16 protein-coding genes are annotated in these 17544 nt (G+C 67.7%); 11 read left to right on the top strand and 5 right to left on the bottom strand.

Annotated elements, in window-relative coordinates; translation table 11 throughout:
• A partial coding sequence (locus MTR62_RS10415) for an AAA family ATPase (protein WP_244020378.1) occupies positions 1–759 on the top strand: 759 nt, incomplete at its 5' end.
• A gap of 31 nt (positions 760–790) precedes the next feature.
• On the opposite strand, the gene MTR62_RS10410 is transcribed toward MTR62_RS10415, so the two are convergent.
• Positions 791–2329, bottom strand: coding sequence for a family 43 glycosylhydrolase (locus MTR62_RS10410; protein WP_244020376.1), 1539 nt, complete (start codon positions 2327–2329; stop codon positions 791–793).
• Between the two features lie 405 nt (positions 2330–2734).
• Positions 2735–4924 (bottom strand): excinuclease ABC subunit UvrB, encoded by a 2190-nt coding sequence (uvrB, locus tag MTR62_RS10405; protein ID WP_244020386.1) that lies wholly within the window; start codon positions 4922–4924, stop codon positions 2735–2737.
• A gap of 337 nt (positions 4925–5261) precedes the next feature.
• Between uvrB and MTR62_RS10400 the strand changes: the two genes are divergently transcribed.
• Positions 5262–6011, top strand: coding sequence for an esterase/lipase family protein (locus MTR62_RS10400; protein ID WP_244020384.1), 750 nt, complete (start codon positions 5262–5264; stop codon positions 6009–6011).
• Between the two features lie 4 nt (positions 6012–6015).
• Here the strand turns inward: MTR62_RS10400 and MTR62_RS10395 are convergent, their stop codons facing one another.
• Together MTR62_RS10395 and MTR62_RS10390 are read right to left on the bottom strand one after the other, a co-directional pair.
• A complete protein-coding gene (locus MTR62_RS10395) occupies positions 6016–6906 on the bottom strand; it encodes an EamA family transporter (RefSeq protein ID WP_244020374.1) in 891 nt (296 codons plus the stop codon).
• Between the two features lie 7 nt (positions 6907–6913).
• Positions 6914–7576 carry a hypothetical protein gene (locus MTR62_RS10390; protein ID WP_244020372.1) on the bottom strand — a complete coding sequence of 221 codons (663 nt, stop codon included), beginning with the start codon at positions 7574–7576 and terminating at the stop codon, positions 6914–6916.
• A gap of 210 nt (positions 7577–7786) precedes the next feature.
• Here MTR62_RS10390 and MTR62_RS10385 point away from each other — a divergent pair, with 210 nt between their 5' ends.
• Positions 7787–8368 carry an RBBP9/YdeN family alpha/beta hydrolase gene (locus MTR62_RS10385; protein WP_244020369.1) on the top strand — a complete coding sequence of 194 codons (582 nt, stop codon included), beginning with the start codon at positions 7787–7789 and terminating at the stop codon, positions 8366–8368.
• Positions 8369–8765: 397 nt separating this feature from the next.
• Here MTR62_RS10385 and MTR62_RS10380 read toward each other — a convergent pair whose 3' ends face one another.
• Positions 8766–10274 carry a YifB family Mg chelatase-like AAA ATPase gene (locus MTR62_RS10380; protein ID WP_244020359.1) on the bottom strand — a complete coding sequence of 503 codons (1509 nt, stop codon included), beginning with the start codon at positions 10272–10274 and terminating at the stop codon, positions 8766–8768.
• Positions 10275–10452: 178 nt separating this feature from the next.
• Here MTR62_RS10380 and MTR62_RS10375 point away from each other — a divergent pair, with 178 nt between their 5' ends.
• From MTR62_RS10375 to MTR62_RS10340, 8 genes are all read left to right on the top strand, one after another.
• The gene (locus MTR62_RS10375) at positions 10453–11271 is read left to right on the top strand and encodes an alpha/beta hydrolase (RefSeq protein ID WP_244020356.1); all 819 of its coding nucleotides are present in this window, start codon (positions 10453–10455) and stop codon (positions 11269–11271) included.
• A 340-nt stretch (positions 11272–11611) separates the two neighbouring features.
• Positions 11612–11746: a 50S ribosomal protein L34 gene (gene rpmH, locus MTR62_RS10370; RefSeq protein WP_007012267.1), complete on the top strand. Its 135-nt coding sequence runs from the start codon at positions 11612–11614 to the stop codon at positions 11744–11746.
• Positions 11747–11933: 187 nt separating this feature from the next.
• On the top strand, positions 11934–12401 hold the full coding sequence (rnpA, locus tag MTR62_RS10365; protein WP_244020354.1) for a ribonuclease P protein component: 468 nt from the start codon (positions 11934–11936) through the stop codon (positions 12399–12401).
• Between the two features lie 35 nt (positions 12402–12436).
• On the top strand, positions 12437–12694 hold the full coding sequence (gene yidD, locus MTR62_RS10360; protein ID WP_407672664.1) for a membrane protein insertion efficiency factor YidD: 258 nt from the start codon (positions 12437–12439) through the stop codon (positions 12692–12694).
• A gap of 24 nt (positions 12695–12718) precedes the next feature.
• A complete protein-coding gene (gene yidC, locus MTR62_RS10355; RefSeq protein WP_244020352.1) occupies positions 12719–14500 on the top strand; it encodes a membrane protein insertase YidC in 1782 nt (593 codons plus the stop codon).
• 2 nt (positions 14501–14502) lie between these two features.
• Positions 14503–15171, top strand: a complete 669-nt coding sequence (gene yihA, locus MTR62_RS10350) for a ribosome biogenesis GTP-binding protein YihA/YsxC (protein ID WP_244020350.1) — start codon at positions 14503–14505, stop codon at positions 15169–15171.
• Positions 15172–15348: 177 nt separating this feature from the next.
• Positions 15349–16488 carry a DUF47 family protein gene (locus MTR62_RS10345; protein ID WP_244020344.1) on the top strand — a complete coding sequence of 380 codons (1140 nt, stop codon included), beginning with the start codon at positions 15349–15351 and terminating at the stop codon, positions 16486–16488.
• Positions 16489–16506: 18 nt separating this feature from the next.
• Positions 16507–17511 carry an inorganic phosphate transporter gene (locus MTR62_RS10340; RefSeq protein WP_244020335.1) on the top strand — a complete coding sequence of 335 codons (1005 nt, stop codon included), beginning with the start codon at positions 16507–16509 and terminating at the stop codon, positions 17509–17511.
• Positions 17512–17544 lie beyond the last annotated feature (33 nt).

Genomic DNA, 17544 nt, shown 5'->3' with positions numbered 1-17544 from the left:
GGGGATGGGGATGCGGGTTTGCGCGCCGCCGGATCGCTGGCGCGCGCGCTGCGCGGGAGCGAGCTGCCCGATGCCGGTTTCGGACCTTGCGATATCGACCTGTTCGAGACCGACCGCCCGCTTGGGCCGTTGTTCGCGGCGATGGGGCAAGGTGGCGGGGCGGATGTCTCGCTTCTGTTGTCCGGCCCGCCGGGGACGGGCAAGACCGCGCTGGCGCATCATCTGGCCCGCGCGCTCGACCGGCCGCTGCTGGTGCGCCGCGCTTCGGACCTGCTCTCGCGCTGGGTGGGTGAGACCGAGCAGCAGATCGCAAAGTCCTTCGTCCGGGCGCGCGAGGAAGGGGCGGTGCTCTTGTTCGACGAGGCGGATTCGCTCCTGTTCGATCGCGGTGACGCGCGCGCCAGCTGGGAACGCACGCAAGTCAACGAGATGCTGACCTGGCTTGATCGGCACCCGCTGCCGGTGGTCGCGGCGACCAACCATACCGGCAAGCTCGATCCGGCGAGCCTGCGCCGTTTCGTGTTCAAGCTCGAACTGCGCGCGCTGGGGCCGGACAAGGCGGCGCGGGCCTTCGCGGCGTGGTTCGGGATGGAGGCTCCGGCCTCGCTTGCCGCGCTGGCGGGGCTGACGCCGGGGGACTTTGCGGTGGTCGCGCGCCAGCTGCGCCACGCACCGGCCCGCGATGCGGGGGAAATCGTGCAGCGGCTTGCGGCGGAATGCGCGGTCAAGCCGCAAGGGAGAGGGCGGATCGGCTTTTGAAAGCCCGACCGCGCTCCCCGTCTGGCCCCCGTCACTCGACGTGGGGCCACCCTTGCGCGTCGAAGACGAGCGTGTTGAGGCCGAGCTGGGGCAGCCCGTTCTGCGTGCCGTCGTAGTAGTGGTAAACGAGGATCGGGCCGCTGGCGCTGTCCATCACGCTCTGCCCGCCGGGGCCGTAGATGGTGCCGTGGGTGCTCAGCAGGATCGTGCCGCCGCCGTTCAGCAGGTCGAGCCCGCCGCGATCGAGGAACGGTCCGGTCGGGCTGGTCGAACGTCCGACGATGATGCGGTAGAGGCTGCTGGTGCCCTGGCAGCACACGTTGATCGGCGCGAAGTAGTAGTAATAGTGCACTCCGCCAACGGTATAGGGGAAGATGAAGGGCCCTTCCTCACCCGCGTCGCGCCGCGCGATGTGGTAGACGGTCTGGTCCGAGGCGAGCTGGAGGCCGGTCGCGGGGTCGAGCTGGAGGACGTGGATGCCATCCTCCCACGAACCAAAGGCCATCCACCACTTGCCCTCGCTATCGATATAGGGAGCAGGGTCGATCGCGTTGAACGTGGTGGTGCAGCCGGGCGTGGTGCCGCACGAGGCGATGATTTCGCCCGCATCGGTCCAGGGGCCGTCGGGGTTGGGGCTGGTGGCCAGCGCGATCACCGCCTCCGCGCCCTGGTTGGTGCCCACCTGCGAGGGTGTGTCGTAGACCGGGATCGAATAGTACTGGTAGTAGGTGCCGTTGGCGTAGAGCACGCTCGGCGCCCAGATGTCGGTTCGCCCGCCGGTGCCGGTGGTGTTCTTGCTCGCCCACCAGCTGAAGTCGGGCGAAATGGCGCCTGTGGTCATGGCGGTAAAGTTGGTCAGGTCGCTCGACTGGGCAAGCGTGTTGTGCGTGCCATAGAGCCAGTAGGTGCCCTGCGGGTCCTGGATCATCGAAGGGTCGTGGACGTCGATGCCCGCGCCGCTGACCGCCATCGGCGCGGGATAGGCTGCGGTGGTGGTGACGGTGATTGTCCACTCCTGCGCCTTGGCCGAAGTGTCGCGCGCGATCTGGTCGATCACGCCCGAGCCGGCATCCTCGAGGTAGAGGCCGCTGTTGACGTTCTTGAGCGCGTAGTTGCCGTTGGACAGCTGGTAGAACGCCCAGAGATGGTCGCTGGTGCCGTTGTCGGCCCATTGCACCGCCTGCGCGCCCGTTTCGGTCGAGGCGCTGGTGATGCCCACGACCTGATGGGTGAGCATGTTCTCGATGTTGTACTGCCCGCTGCCCATCGGCATGACGTGCCAGCGCTGCGCGAGCGAGGCATCGTCAACCGCGCTGCTCACCGCGGCACCCGCGACCTGGCTGGAACCCGCAATCGTCAGCGTGGCGCCGGTTCCCGCGTTGACGATGCGCAGCTGGTAGCCGGTGTCGAGATCGCTCACCGGCGTGGTGCTCGAGATGTCGACCGTAGTGGTGGACGGCTGCGAGCCGGAATCATCGCCCCCGCAGCCGGAAAGCCCGGCGAGCGCGGCCAGCAGCGGTAGCGAAAAGGCAAGCGTGCGACGACGCACTGATGGCGCGAGTACGGTCATGAAACTCCCCCAGATCAGGCAATCGTGTTGCCGTTATTAGTCTGACAAGTTTCGTATCCGTGAGCCTGCCTTTTTGTCAAGCGAGCGGGTGGGCGGTCTTTGCGCCTATTCGGCGAATACGGAAATTTCTTGCTGTAAATACAGTGAAAATGAAAAATTAGACTCACTTTTCGGAAAAGATGGAAGTGGGCGTTTCGCAGTGAGGGGCGGCCCAATTGATGGATCGAGTCGATTCTTTGAGTGATTAGACAGACAAGATTGTCGGCCGAAAGGCTTGAGCCTCGAACGGCCCAACGCGTCTTTCCTGCGCCATGAGGGGGGGGAAGAGCTGTGTCGGGCTGCGTGCGGAGCGCGAGGGCGACGGGCCTCGCGCTCCGGCTCATTCCTGACCGGATCAGGGCGTTCCTACTTGCCCCACTTCCGGGTCTGCTTGCCGTAGCGGGTCTTGCGCGTGCCGGGTTTGCCTTCGTTCGAACGGCCCACCAGCGGGGCCTTGTGTTCGGCTTCGGGCAAGCCGAGTTCGCTTGCCTCGAGGCGGCGGATTTCATCACGCAGGCGGCCCGCTTCTTCGAATTCGAGGTCGGCGGCGGCGGTGCGCATCTTCTTTTCCAGATCCTCGATATAGGCGCGCAGGTTGTGCCCGACGAGGTTGTTCGCGCCGTCCTCGGTCTCGATCTCCACGGTCACGCCGTCGCGGCTGGCGGTGTCGGCGACGATGTCGGCGATGCGCCGCTTGATCGTCTGCGGCGTGATGCCGTGTTCTTCGTTGTATTCCTTCTGCTTTTCGCGGCGGCGATCGGTTTCGGCGATGGCGCGTTCCATCGAGCCGGTCATCCGGTCAGCGTAGAGGATCACGCGCCCCTCGGCGTTGCGCGCGGCGCGCCCGATGGTCTGGATCAGCGAGGTTTCCGAGCGCAGGAAGCCTTCCTTGTCGGCATCGAGAATGGTGACCAGCCCGCACTCGGGAATGTCGAGGCCTTCGCGCAGCAGGTTGATGCCCACCAGCACGTCGTAGACCCCCATGCGCAAGTCGCGGATCAGCTCGATGCGTTCGAGCGTCTCGACGTCGGAGTGCATGTAGCGCACGCGCACCCCGGCCTCGTGCATGAATTCGGTGAGGTCCTCGGCCATGCGCTTGGTGAGCGTGGTGACGAGCGTCCGGAACCCCTTTTCGGCGGTCGCCTTGCACTCGGCGATGCAGTCCTGCACCTGATCTTCGACCGGGCGGATTTCCACCGGCGGATCGATGAGGCCTGTGGGGCGGATGACCTGTTCGGCAAAGACGCCGCCGGTCTGCTCCATTTCCCAGCCGCCCGGCGTTGCCGAGACCGCGAAGGTCTGCGGGCGCATCGCGTCCCATTCGTTGAAGCGAAGCGGGCGGTTGTCGATACAGGAGGGCAGGCGGAAGCCGTATTCGGCGAGCGTGATCTTGCGGCGATGGTCGCCCCGCGCCATCGCGCCGATCTGCGGCACGGTCTGGTGGCTTTCGTCGACGAAGAGCAGCGCGTTGTCGGGCAGGTATTCGAACAGCGTTGGCGGCGGCTCGCCGGGCAGGCGGCCGGTGAGGAAGCGTGAGTAGTTCTCGATCCCGTTGCACGAACCGGTCGCCGCGATCATCTCGAGGTCGAAGTTGGTGCGCTGTTCGAGCCGCTGGGCTTCGAGCAGCTTGCCTTCGCTCTCCAGCTCCTTGAGCCGCTCGCTCAGTTCGAAGCGGATCGCCTCGGAGGCCTGTTTCATCGTCGGGCCGGGGGTCACGTAGTGCGAATTGGCGTAGACCCGCACCTTTTCCAGCGTTGTGCCCTTCTTGCCGGTGAGTGGGTCGAACTCGGCGATCTCCTCGATCTCATCGCCGAAGAAGGACACGCGCCAGGCCATGTCCTCGTAGTGTGACGGGAAGATTTCGAGATTGTCGCCGCGCACGCGGAAGGTCCCGCGCGAGAACGCGGCGTCGTTGCGCTTGTACTGGAGCGCCACGAGCTTGCGGATCAGCTCGCGCTGGTCGACTTCCTTGCCGACCTCGATGTCGAAGATCATCGCCGAATAGGTCTCGACCGAACCGATGCCGTAAAGACACGAGACCGAGGCGACGATGATCACGTCGTCACGCTCGAGCAGTGCGCGGGTGGCCGAATGGCGCATCCGGTCGATCGCCTCGTTCACCGAGCTTTCCTTCTCGATGTAGGTGTCCGAGCGCGGCACATAGGCTTCGGGCTGGTAGTAGTCGTAGTAGGAGACGAAGTATTCGACCGCGTTTTCGGGGAAGAAGTCCTTCATCTCGGCGTAGAGCTGGGCGGCGAGGATCTTGTTGGGCGCCAGGATCAGCGCGGGGCGTTGCAGCTCCTCGATCACCTTGGCCATGGTGAAGGTCTTGCCCGACCCGGTGACGCCCAGCAGCACCTGGGTCTTGTCCTCGGCCCTGGCCCCGGCGACGAGTTCGGCGATCGCGGTGGGCTGGTCGCCTGCCGGCTGGTAGTCGGAGACGATCTCGAAGCGCTTGCCGGGAAGCGACTTTTCGGGACGTTCGGGTTTGTGCGGGGTGAACGAGCCCGAGGTGTCCGGCTCGTCGAGCCCGCGGCGGATGATGAGTTCGGCCATGCGGAACATATGGGGTATATCGTGACGCACCGCAACGGCTCGTCGGGTCGGTCCCAGGATCGCAGGCGAAAAGGCGACCGCAGTGTGTCATTAAACTGTAATTGTTGGTGCGGGGGCGCGGGGGTGCTAACCGCGCGCTCCGGCCGGGTTCGCGCTGCATGGCGTCAGGGGCAGGTTCTCGAGGGAGGACGTTCGCTCAGCGTGCAGTCAGGAAAGGGCTGGCAGGACAAACGACTTGCCCGCGCGTTGCGGGGAGAAATGGGACAGGCGCAAGACGGAACGCAAGTAAGGTAGGACAAGGGACGTGAATCAGCAGACCTGGGATCAGTTCGGACAGATGCGCGCCGAAGTGCTGCGCCGCGCCGCACTGGGGCGCGAGCCCCATCCCGAGGGCGTGCGCAAGCCCAGGCTAGGCCTGTTCGCGCGCGAGCTGGCCTCGCTCTGGGGCATGGGCACGCCGCGCCGTGGGGCGGTCCTGGCCGCGCGCAGCCCGCAGCCGGTCATGCTCCTGCCCGGTTTCGGCGCGCACCCCAAGCGCATGCGCGCCATGGCCGAGGCGCTGGCCGAGGCGGGCCACGCCGTCCACGAATGGGGGCTGGGCTTCAACCTGGGCCCGACGCCCGAAAATTTTGCCTTTCTGATGCGCCGCGTGGCGCGGCTGGCGCGTGACCATCGCCAGCCGGTGGTCCTGGTGGGCTGGAGCCTTGGCGGGCTCTTCGCGCGCGAGATCGCGCGGCGTGAACCCGCGCTCGTGGCCAAGGTCATCACCATGGGTACGCCCTTTTCGGGCGATCCGCGCGCCAACAATGCCTGGCGCGCCTATCAGGTCATTACCGGCCACTCGGTCGACGCGCCGCCGGTCGAATGCGCGCTGGGCGTCAAGCCGCCGGTGCCCACGATCGCGCTGTGGAGCCCGCGCGACGGTGTGATCCACCCGCGTTCGGCCAAGGGCTGGCCGAGCGAGCGCGACCGGGCGGTGGCGATCCGCTGCTCGCACCTGGGTTTTGCCAGCGATGCGCGCGTGATCGGCGAAGTGCTGCGCCAGATCGACGTCGAGGAACCGCGCGCCGCGCTGCCAGTGGGCTGAATCTTCAGAGCGGGGGCTCGTCCTCGATCCGCGCGACCGGCGGGCGGCTCTGGAGCGAACAGCCCGCAGCTGCGGTGATCAGCAGCGCGATGGCGAGCAGTTGCAAGGGCGTCAGCGCCTCGCCCAGCGCGATATACCCGACGAGCGCGGCGATGGCCGGGGCAGCACTGGAGATCAGCCCGACCACGCGCGCGGGCAGGGCAGCCATGGCGCGCATCTCCAGAAGGTAGGGAAAGACGCTCGAAAGCATCGCGACGCCCAGCGCTGCGGCCCAGACCGGCGCGGGGGGCAGTGCGGCATGGGCGGCCAGCGCGCTCGGCACCGTGACGAGGCAGGCCGCGAGCATACCGAGCGCGACCGCCGTCCCGCTTCCCGCCCGCGAAGCCCGGCGCCCGAACACGATGTACATCGCCCAGCAGCACGCCGCGCCCAGCGCAAAGCCAAGGCCCGCCGGATCGAGCGGATGGCCGCGGCCGGGCCAGGGGATCAGCACCGCCAACCCGCAGGCGGCCAGCAGCGGCCAGAGCGCTTCGCGCGCCGAACGCGCCCCGGCGAGCGCGACGCAGAGCGGGCCGCAGATCTCCACGCCCACCGCAATGCCGATCGGCAGGCGCCGCAGCGCCTCGTAGATGAGCAGGTTCATGCCGCCCAGCGCCAGCCCGTAGAGCGCCACCCAGCCGAGCGTTGCGGCGGCCAGCGTCCGGACTTTGGGACGCACGAGCAGGGCCAGCAGGCTGGCGGCCAGGACGGTGCGCAGCGCGGCCACCGTTTCCGGTCCGCTTTGCGCAAAGACCGATTTGGCGAGCGCGGCGCCCAGCGTGATCGAGACTTGCGCGGTGAGGATCGCGACCCCCGACAGGAGGGCTGCGGACCCGGATCGGGAGGCGACGGGCATCGGGGGCCTAGAGCCCGCGCAACATGTCGAACTGCCGGGCGCCGAACGCCCCGCCCCACATCAGCAACGCGCCCTTCTGCGTGCGGAAAAAGGTGCGTGGGGTGGACAGCTGGCGGTTGAGGCCGGTTTCGGTCGGGTAGCCGGCGTCGGCGTCGAACGCGGTCTGAATGAGCCGGATATGCGCGTGGTGGCGCGAAAGCCGGGTCGAGGGGCCGCCGGTGTAGTCAAGCGGTCCGCTGTAGTACGGGCTGTAGGCGATCGGCGGGGCATCGCCCAGTTCGCGGCGCATGAACTTGAGGAAGGTCGCCTCGCTCGGATCGTCGATCACCTTGAGCACGGCCCCGGTTTCGGCATCGCCCAGGATGAAGGGGATGTAGTGGATGCGAAAGCCCGGCACGGTAAGGGAGGGCGTTTCGCGAAAGAACTTCTGGCACCACGGGCACAGCGAGGATAGCCACATCCACACGTCCTTGCCGGTGCCGAAGCTGACCTGGCGCGCGGACTGGAGGAGCGTGCGCGCGGTGTCGGCGCGCGGACCGGCGAGCCCTTCGAACCCCTTGCCCAGGATTTCCGCGTGCAGGGCGGTGGGCAGGCTTGCGAGGCTTGCCAGTCCTGCCGAGGCGCGTGCGCCGTGCGCCAGCAGTCGGCGCCTGTCCCACTGGGTGTTCATGCCATCAACCTTCCTGCATCCCCCGTGCGGTAGTGCAGCGGGAGCAATTGCTGCGGCTCTGCCCGGTTTGCCCCGCCGTGGCAATCGAGGAGCGCGGCATGGTCCGGTGTCCGCTGCCGCAAGTCATTGGAGGATGAGGCAATTGGTGCTTTGCAAAGCGCAATCGAATGCGTCAGGAAGGGGCTAGATCTACCGCAGGGAACGGCACGCATGGCGACACTGATACTTCCGGGGCTGGGCGGTTCGGGCGCGGCGCACTGGCAGAGCCGGTTGGAAGCGCAGGACCCATCGCTGCGCCGGTTTGCTCCGGCGAGCTGGGACCAGCCCGAGCGGGAGGACTGGATCGCCGCGCTCGACCGGGGAATCGAGGATGCGCGCGGCGGCGCTGGCGGGAGCACCGGCGAACCGGTGCTGCTCGTCGCGCATTCGCTGGCCTGCCTGCTGGTGGCGCACTGGGCGGCCGGCCGCGCACAGGCCGCGCGCGTGGCGGGCGCCTTTCTCGTCGCCCCGCCCGATCCCGATGGGGCCGACTTTCCGCGCGCGCAGGCCGGCAGTTTCGTCGATCCGCCCCAAAGCGCCTTTCCCTTCCCCGCGCTGGTGGTGGCGAGCGCGAACGACCCTTACGCCTCGCTCGCCTTTGCCGAGCGCTTCGCGCGCACGCGCGGCGCGGGCTTCGTTGGCGTGGGCGCGCTTGGCCATATCAACGCGGACAGTGGGCTGGGCGCGTGGGACGAAGGCCAGCGCCTGCTGCGCGCCTTCGCGGCGGGCTGCGGCGTGGCGGCGTTTGGTTGAGCGTCGCAGGCGGTCAGGGCCACGATGCGGGCGGTCCGTCGATGAGGACCCAGTGGTCGCCGTCCATCGCCAGGTACGTTTCGCGTAGGGACCAGCGCGAGCGACCCTTCTGCTGCCATCTGCACAGCCATTCGGTCGGCTCTTCGGGAAGCACCTTGCAGGAAATCGCGCGCAAATCGTCGTGTGGTACTGTTTGACCGCTTGCCCTGGCGATGGCCGCGCTCAGCTGGATCGGTGTGGGCTGGATCGGTGTGGGTGCGGGGGGGGTGAGCGGCAGCGGCGATCGTCGCCGGGGCAAACGCGGTCAGTGACAGGATAAGGCTCAGGCTGCCCTTGAGCCCGGTCTGACGGGGGCGCCGGGTTTCGGGCGAGGTCACTTTCATCACGCGCGCGGGGATCACGCGCGCGGGGGCTGGCGGCGGTAGCTCAGCGCTTCGGCGATGTGCGCGCGGCCGATGGTTGGCGCTCCGGCCAGGTCGGCGAGCGTGCGCGCGACGCGCAGGATGCGGGTGTAGCCGCGCGCGGTGAGGCGCATGGCTTCGGCGGCCTGCAACAGCAATTGGCGTCCTGCCTCGTCGGGCGCGGCGTGGGTGTCGAGCAGGTCGCCGTCGAGTTCGGCGTTGCTGCGTGCCCTGGTTCCTTCGAGGCGGCGGCTCTGCACGGCGCGCGCCCGGCGCACGCGCGCAGCCACGCTGGCGCTGTCTTCCGAGGTCGAGGGCAGGGCAAGGTCGATCGCGCGCACCGGGTCGACCTCGACGTGCAGGTCGATCCGGTCGAGCAGCGGGCCGGAAACCTTGCTCTGATAGTCCGCCGCGCACTTGGGCGCGCGCGAGCAGGCCAGCGCGGCATCGCCCAGATGCCCGCAGCGGCACGGGTTCATCGCCGCGATCAGCTGGACGCGCGCGGGAAAGGTGACGTGGGCGTTGGCGCGCGCGACGGTGATCGATCCTGTCTCCAGCGGTTGGCGCAGCGAATCGAGCACGGTGCGCTGGAATTCGGGCAATTCGTCGAGGAACAGCACGCCCAGGTGGGCGAGCGAGACTTCGCCGGGGCGCACCTTGAGCCCGCCGCCGGTCAGCGCCGCGATCGAGGCCGAGTGGTGCGGCGCGCGAAACGGGCGTGCGCGGCTGATGCGCCCGTCCTCGAGCGTGCCCGCGACCGAGGCGACCATCGAGACTTCAAGCGCTTCTGCGGGTGAAAGTTCGGGCAGGATGCCCGGAAGGCAGGCGGCCAGCAGCGACTTGCCCGCGCCCGGCGGGCCGCACATCAGCAGGTTGTGCCCACCGGCGGCCGCGATCTCGAGCGCGCGGCGCGCGGTCTCCTGGCCTTTGACCTGGCGCAGGTCGGGGCCGGGGGCGGAGGCTTCGACCGTGCCCGGAGCAGGGCGGGGCAGCGCCTGCACGCCCTTCAGATGGTTGAGCAGGCTGACCAGATCGGGCGCGGCGGTGACCGAAACCCCGCTTGCCCAGCTGGCCTCGGCGCCTTGTGCGGCCGGGCAGATCAGCGCTTTGTCCGCGCCGCTGGCGTGGAGTGCGGCAAGCAGGACGCCGGGTGAGGGGATGATCCGCCCGTCGAGCGCGAGTTCGCCCACCGCGACCACTTCGGCCATCTGTTCGGCATCGAGAATGCCCATCGCGGTGAGCAGCGCGAGCGCGATGGGCAGATCGTAGTGCGAGCCTTCCTTGGGCAGGTCGGCGGGGGAAAGGTTGATGGTGATCCGCTTGGGCGGCAGCGCGAGGCCCATCGCGGTGAGCGCCGCGCTGACCCGCTGGCGGCTTTCGCCCACCGCTTTGTCGGGCAGGCCGACGAGCGCGAAGCCGGGCATTCCGGGCGCCACCTGACACTGCACCTCGACCGCGCGCGCGTCGAGCCCGAGGTAGGCGACGGTCGAGACGAGTGCGACCAAGCCAAACATCCCTGCTGGGCGCGCGGACCGGCGTCTGCGCTGCGAATGAACTAGGTAGTGATACTTATTTGGCCGGCGCGACCTGTCGAGCCGCGTTTGACTGCGTGGCGCGCGACTTACAGCCTTTTAACCTTACCTCTCACGGATTGGGTAACGGCCCCGGCCGCATGTTCGGGGCATGCGACATCCTGCCGACTTCGTGCGCACAGCGCTTGTTCCGGCTTTCGCCGTGGCGGGGGCCTGCGCGCTGGCGGTGGGACTGGCTGGACCGGCCGCGGCGCAACAGATTGCCTATGAGCCCTTCGACCTGACGCTCGAGGCGCCGCGTTTGCCGGTGACGGGCGGCGAACGCCTGGTGCGGCTCGATTCGCCCGCGCCGCTCATGCCAGCTGCGGCGGCAGCCCCGGCGCGGTTGACCGGGCGCGAGGCGGCCTATGGTCCGTTCCGGGTGATCGATGCCACGCACGCGGCGCTCGTCGATGTGACCGGGCCGCGCAGCCCGGCGCAGTTCCAGGCCATGCTGCGCGACCATCCCGGCATTGCGCAGATCGAAATGGTGGAGTGTCCCGGTACCGAGGACGACATCGCCAACCTCCAGCTGGGCCGCATGATCCGTGCCCGCGGTATCGCGACTCACGTGCCGGCCAACGGCTCGGTGCGGTCGGGCGGGGTCGAGTTGTTCCTGGCCGGAGCGCGGCGCACGGCCGATCCCGGCGCCGAGTTCGCGGTCCATTCCTGGCTCGACGACACCGGGCTCGAACCGTCGGACTACGCTTCGAGCGCGCCCGAAAACCGGCGCTACGTGACTTATTACGAGCAGATGGGCATGAGTCCGATCGAAGCCGAGGCCTTTTACGCGATGACCAATTCGGTGCCCTTCGCCTCCGCACGCTGGTTCGGTGCGGGGGTGATGAGCCTGTGGGTCTCGCTCGATTCGCCCGCTGGCGTGGCCCTGGCCGCTGCGAGCGATCCGACACCGGTGGACGGGCGTTCCTGATCGCCGGTCTTCTTCGCGTTACCTGTTTCGGGCTGGCCCTTCCAGCCCGCCGCGTCTATAAGGTCCCTTCATTCAATGCAGATTGCGTCTCTCCTCCCCCCGGGAGGGGCAGTCACGTCGCAGAAGGCACCCGCGCTGTTTCCCTGGTGGAGCGGCGCGGGTGCCTTCGCCCGTTTCGGTTCGGGTAAAAAGCGGGCCGGGTGCAACGAATCGGGCGGGTGTTCTTGACTCTTGCCCGTCGCTCACGTAACGGCGCGCATCTGTTTTGCGGTCGTCTGCTTGCGGGCGGCCTTTTTGTTCGGTCCTTGAGTGGGCCTATCTGTACTATTCGAGGACTGACATGAAGCGCACTTTCCAGCCCAGCCGCCTTGTCCGCGCCCGCCGTCACGGCTTCCGCGCCCGCATGGCGACCGTCGGTGGCCGCAAGGTGCTTCGCGCTCGCCGCGCTCGCGGCCGCAAGAAGCTTTCGGCCTGATTGCATTCCTGCCGTGCCTTTCCCTTGCGGGAAAGGCCGGTAACGGCACGGCCCGCGTGGCTGCCGGGTGCCCTTCGCAAGGGCGCACGGGCAGCGGCGCGGGCCGCCGTCGTTTGTGGAGCCAGCTTGGCGCTTGGGCGGATCGGTGCTTGCCGTCCGGCCGTGCCTGCCTAGCTTGCGAGATGCGATGACCGTTCCTTACGCCATTCTCAGCCGGCGCGCCGATTTCCTCGCCGCGAACCGGGGTACGCGCGTGGCGCGGCCCGGATTCGTGCTGCTGGCGAATCGCAACGAGGGCAAGGGCCTGCGCGCGGGGATCACGGTTACCAAGAAGATCGGCAACGCGGTCGTACGCAACCGCATGAAGCGCCGGTTTCGGGCGCTCCTGCGCGAAATCCTGCCCGAACATGGCCTGGCCGACACCGATCACGTGCTGATCGGGCGCGAGAACGGGGTCGAGCGGGACTTCGCCCTGCTGCGCGAGGAACTTCTGGCCGCGCTCGGCCGGGCCCGCGCGGGCAAGGGCGATCCGCCGCGCAAAGGTCCGCGCGGCAAGCGGGGGCCGCGCAAGACATCGAGCGCGGATCGCGGGAAAGGGCGCGCCGATGCGGCTTCCGGCGCGTCTCACGCTCCCGTTCCGGACAGTGCCGGGTGATCGCGCCGCTGCGCTTTGTGCGCCGGCTTCCCGGCTTGCTGTTGATCGGCCTGGCGCGGGCCTGGCAGCTCGGCCCTTCGGCCGTGATGCCGCCGACCTGCCGCTTTTCGCCCTCCTGCTCGCAGTACGCCATCGAGGCGGTGCGTGCGCATGGTGCGATTAAGGGTGGATACCTTGCGATATGGCGTTTATTGCGCTGCCACCCCTGGGGCGGGCACGGCTATGATCCGGTGCCCGGAACCGAACCGAAATCCAAGAGCGAGCGGACGGAAACGGACCGCTGTTGCCACTGACGAGACGACGACAGGAAAGCCTTCGTGCAAAATCAGCGTAACATCATCCTAGCGGTCGTGCTGACGGCGCTTGTGCTTTTCGGATGGGAGGCCGGCGTCGGCTATCTCTATCCGAACGCCCACAAGACCGAGCAGGCTGAGCAGGCCCAGGCCGCCCAGCAGGACACGACCAAGTCGGCCAAGGAGCCCAAGGCCACCCGAGAGGGAGGCCTGCGCGATGCGGCCGAGATGGCGCTCGAGGCGAAGGACCTCAAGACCGCGCTGGCCGGCGGCCACCGCGTGCCGATCGTGGCGCCGGGCGTGTCGGGTTCGATCAACCTCCAGGGCGGCCTGCTCGACGATCTGGTGCTCAACCGCCATCGCGAGACGGTCCAGAAGAATTCCGGGCCGGTGCGCATCTACTCGCCCGCCGGCACGCCGGCGCAGCAGTACGCGCAAGTCGGCTGGGCCGGGCAGGGCGGCCTGACGCCGAGTGCGGGCACGCTGTGGACCGCGCAGCCGGGCGCGAAGCTGACCCCGCAGACCCCGGTCACGCTGACCTGGGACAACGGCCGGGGCCAGACGTACGCGCTGACCTACCATGTCGATGACAATTACATGGTCACGGTCGACCAGTCGGTGCGCAACAGCGCCAGGGCTCCGATCCAGATCCAGCCCTTCGCGCTGCTCAACCGCACCGATCTGACCGCCAGCCTCGACAGCTACCAGGTCCACTCGGGCCCGATCGGCGCCTTCGACGGTTCGGTCTCGTTCAGCACCAACTACAAGGACGTGGTCGCGCAAAAGACGCTCGAGACCACCGGCAACACCGACTGGATCGGCTTTACCGACGTCTACTGGATGTCGACCCTGATCCCGACCGGGGAAAAGGCGCAAGGGACCTACCGCGCGCTTAGCGATCACATTTTCCGCGCCGACATCCTGTACGACAAGGACATCGTCCAGGCGGGTCAGACCAACACCGTCACCACCAAGATCTTTGCCGGCGCCAAGGAGCACGAAGTGCTCGCTGCCTACGCCAAGCAGGGTATCAAGAACTTCGACCTGTCGATCGACTGGGGCTGGTTCCGCTGGTTCGAGAAGCCGATCTTCTGGCTCCTGATGAGCCTGTTCAAGATCGTCGGCAATTTCGGCTTCGCGATCATCCTGCTCACCGTCATCGTGCGCGGCGCGATGTTCCCGGTCGCCCAGCGCCAGTTTGCCTCGATGGCCGCGATGCGCGCCATCCAGCCCAAGATGAAGGCGATCCAGGAGCGCTACAAGGACGACAAGGCGCAGGCCCAGCAGGAGATCATGAAGCTCTACAAGGAGGAAGGCGTGAACCCGCTCGCGGGCTGCCTCCCCATGTTCCTTCAGATCCCCGTGTTCTTCGCGCTCTACAAGACGCTGATCCTCTCGATCGAGATGCGCCACCAGCCCTTCGTGCTGTGGATCAAGGACTTGTCGGCGCCCGATCCGCTGCACGTGCTCAACCTGTTCGGCCTGCTGCCGTTCGATCCGCCGGGCTTCCTGGCGATCGGCGTGCTGGCGCTGCTGCTGGGCACCACGATGTTCCTGCAGTTCCGCCTCAACCCGGCGCAGATGGACCCGACCCAGCAGCAGATCTTCATGATCATGCCCTGGTTCATGATGTTCGTCATGGCGCCGTTCGCCTCGGGCCTGCTGGTCTACTGGATCACCTCCAACCTCCTCACCATCTGTCAGCAGAAGTTCCTTTACAGCCGCCATCCGCAGCTCAAGGCTCAAGCCGCCAAGGTGGTCGAGGACACCGAACGCGCCAAGGCGCGCCAGAAGGGCAAGGCCTGAGCGTGGACGCACAAGACTATCTGGGCGGCCGGGAAGAGCGTGACGAGGCGCTGATCGAAAGCGCGCGCAAGCTCTTCTCGGGGCCGGTGACGTTCCTCAAGAGCGCGCCCTCGCTGCAGTTCCTGGCCGATGCCGATGCGCCCGAGATCGCCTTTTGCGGGCGCTCGAACGTGGGCAAGTCCTCGCTGCTCAACGCGCTCACCGGGCGCCGCTCGATCGCGCGCACCTCGGTGACGCCGGGCCGCACGCAGGAGTTGAACTTCTTCGACGTGGGCGAGCCGCTTCAGTTCCGGCTGGTCGACATGCCCGGCTACGGCTTCGCCAAGGCGCCGGTCGCGGTGGTCGAGAAGTGGCGCCGTCTGGTGCGCGACTATCTGCGCGGGCGCGTGGTGCTCAAGCGCACGCTGCTGCTCGTCGATTCGCGCCACGGCGTGAAGCCGGTCGATGCCGAGATGATGAAGATGCTCGACGAGGCGGCGGTGGGCTACCGCATCGTGCTGACCAAGGCGGACAAGATCAAGGCGAGCGAGCTGGAGAAGGTCCACGCGGCGACCCTGCTCGAAGCGCGCAAGCACTCTGCGGCCTACCCGCAGATCCATGTCACGAGTTCGGAAAAGGGCTTTGGCATAGAAGAGCTGCGTGCGGCCGTGCTGGGCGATTCACGTCTGTAGGGCGGATCACACGGTCGGTCGGACGCTGGATGAGGGCGTGATGGGCGGGAAAGCGCGATTGTGACGATTGCGCGACGAACAAGCGCACGGTATCGGGCGGCCTGACCGCTCGAATCGATGGGCGGGTTCCTCCCATTCGCCGCTGACGCCAGCCCGGCAAGCAAGGATCATCATTACGTGCGCCAGATTGCCGTACTGCCCTACCGGACCGAAAGTCCCGCCATCGATGCGCCGATCCAGATCCTGCTGATCACCTCGCGCGCGACCCGGCGCTGGGTGGTGCCCAAGGGCGGGCTGATGAAGACCCTGAGCCCGCACGCCGCCGCGGCGGTCGAGGCTGAGGAGGAGGCGGGGGTGCGCGGCGCGGTGTGCCCGACGCCGCTCGGCTCCTACCGCTACCGCAAGCGGCGCAATTCCGGTGCCCACGTGTGGGCCGACGTCGATGTTTTTCCTTTCGCGGTGACCGAGATGCTTGACACCTGGGATGAGCAGCACCAGCGCGAGAGGCGCTGGTTTTCGCTCGCCGAGGCGGCCGACGCGGTTGACGAGGAAGACCTCAGTGCGCTTATCCGCTCGTTCGGCGCGCGCGAATTTCGGGCCGCGGCCAGCCCCGCAAGGGTGCTCGAGGCGGTGGCCGACAGGACAGGAGTCAATGCAATGTTCGCCTGGTTTCAGAAGCTGCTGCCGCAGCAGGGCGAGTACTTCGATCTCTTCGAGAAGCAGGCCGCGACTCTCGTCGCCGGCGCCGACGCGCTGGCGCGTCTGGCGCAGGGCGGCGCCGGGCGCAACCAGCACATCCGCGAGATCGAGGAACGCGAGCACGACGCCGACGAGATCACCCGCGAGGTGTTGCAGAGCGTGCGCCGCACGTTCCTGACCCCGTTCGACCGCTCGGCGATCACCAGCCTCATCACCACGATGGACGATGCCATCGACGAGATGCAGCAGGTGGCGGGCGCGGTCAGCCTCTACGACGTGAGCGACTTCGAGCCCGAGATGATCGACATGTGCGCGATCATCGTCGATGCCGCGCGCCTGACCGCCGAAATCATGCCGCTGATCCGCAAGATCGCGGACAACGGCCACCGCCTGCACGAGCTGACCGAGCGCCTGGTGCGCATGGAAGGCCACGCCGACGACATCCACGCCGCGGGTCTCAAGCGCATCTTCAAGGCGAGCGCGGCGGCCAACGCGGGGCGCGGCGATCCGCTCTACTTCCTCGTGCGTCAGGAAATGTTCAAGCGGCTCGAGCGCGTCGTTGACCGCTTCGAGGACGTCGCCAACGAGATCGACGGTCTCGTGATCGATCACGCCTGACGCGAAGCCGCTTTTCCCATGGATCATTCGCTTGCCATGCCGCTGCTCGTCGGCCTGATCGTGATGGCGGTCGCCTTCGACTTCCTCAACGGTCTGCACGACGCGGCCAACGCCATCGCCACGGTCGTCGCCACGCGCCTGCTCTCGCCGGTCGTCGCGGTGCTCTTTGCCGCGAGCGGCAACTTCATCGCCTACTGGTTCGTCGGCCTCCATGTCGCCGAGACGGTCGGCAAGGGGATCGTCTCGGCCGACACGATCACGCCCGCGGTGGTGTTCGGTGCGCTGGTCGGCGCGATGGTGTGGAACGTGCTGACCTGGGTGAAGGGTATCCCGTCCAGCTCGAGCCACGCGCTGATCGGCGGCCTGCTGGGCGCAGGGATCATGCACGGCGGTTTTGGCGTGGTCGAAAGCTCGGGCACGACCAAGACGGTGGTGGCGATCTTCCTCTCGCCGATCATCGGTTTCGGCATCGCCATGGTGCTGATGCTGCTGACCGCCTGGCTGTTCAAGGGCACCACGCCGCGCGGCTCGCAGCGCGTGTTCAAGAGCCTGCACCTGATCTCGGCGGCGGCCTATTCGATCAGCCATGGCGGCAACGACGCGCAAAAGACGATGGGTCTGATCGCGGTGCTGCTCTATTCGACCGGACACCTTCAGGGCGGTTTCCACGTCCCCGAATGGGTCGTGCTGACCTGCTACACGGCGATTGCGCTAGGCACGCTGTCGGGCGGGTGGAAGATCATCAAGACGATGGGCTCCAAGCTCACCAAGCTCAACCACCATTCGGGCTTCTGCGCCTCGACCGCGGGTTCGATCGTGGTCTTCGGGGCGAGCGCACTGGGCATTCCGGTCTCGACCACGCACGCGATCACCGGCTCGGTGGTCGGCACGGGCGCGGCGCGCCGGGCGAGCGCGGTGCGCTGGTCGGTGGCCAGCCGCGTGATCATCGCCTGGTTCATCACCATCCCGGCAAGCGCGGCGGTGGGCGCGCTGTTCTACCTGCTGACGGTTCCGTTCTCCTGAGCCCCGGCGCGCGCTTTCGCGCGGCGCGCACCG

Source organism: Novosphingobium organovorum (assembly GCF_022832435.1).
Taxonomy (GTDB): domain Bacteria; phylum Pseudomonadota; class Alphaproteobacteria; order Sphingomonadales; family Sphingomonadaceae; genus Novosphingobium; species Novosphingobium organovorum.
The sequence above is the reverse complement of the archived record's forward strand: the minus strand, read 5'-3'. Positions and strand labels throughout refer to the sequence as shown.

Excerpts from the sequence above, each read along its gene's own strand:
- MTR62_RS10410 (WP_244020376.1), bottom strand. The coding sequence starts at position 2,329 with ATGACCGTACTCGCGCCATCAGTGCGTCGTCGCACGCTTGCCTTTTCG.
- uvrB (WP_244020386.1), bottom strand. The coding sequence starts at position 4,924 with ATGGCCGAACTCATCATCCGCCGCGGGCTCGACGAGCCGGACACCTCG.
- MTR62_RS10400 (WP_244020384.1), top strand. The coding sequence starts at position 5,262 with ATGCGCGCCGAAGTGCTGCGCCGCGCCGCACTGGGGCGCGAGCCCCAT.
- MTR62_RS10395 (WP_244020374.1), bottom strand. The coding sequence starts at position 6,906 with ATGCCCGTCGCCTCCCGATCCGGGTCCGCAGCCCTCCTGTCGGGGGTC.
- MTR62_RS10390 (WP_244020372.1), bottom strand. The coding sequence starts at position 7,576 with ATGAACACCCAGTGGGACAGGCGCCGACTGCTGGCGCACGGCGCACGC.
- MTR62_RS10385 (WP_244020369.1), top strand. The coding sequence starts at position 7,787 with ATGGCGACACTGATACTTCCGGGGCTGGGCGGTTCGGGCGCGGCGCAC.
- MTR62_RS10375 (WP_244020356.1), top strand. The coding sequence starts at position 10,453 with ATGCGACATCCTGCCGACTTCGTGCGCACAGCGCTTGTTCCGGCTTTC.
- rpmH (WP_007012267.1), top strand. The coding sequence starts at position 11,612 with ATGAAGCGCACTTTCCAGCCCAGCCGCCTTGTCCGCGCCCGCCGTCAC.
- rnpA (WP_244020354.1), top strand. The coding sequence starts at position 11,934 with ATGACCGTTCCTTACGCCATTCTCAGCCGGCGCGCCGATTTCCTCGCC.
- MTR62_RS10340 (WP_244020335.1), top strand. The coding sequence starts at position 16,507 with ATGGATCATTCGCTTGCCATGCCGCTGCTCGTCGGCCTGATCGTGATG.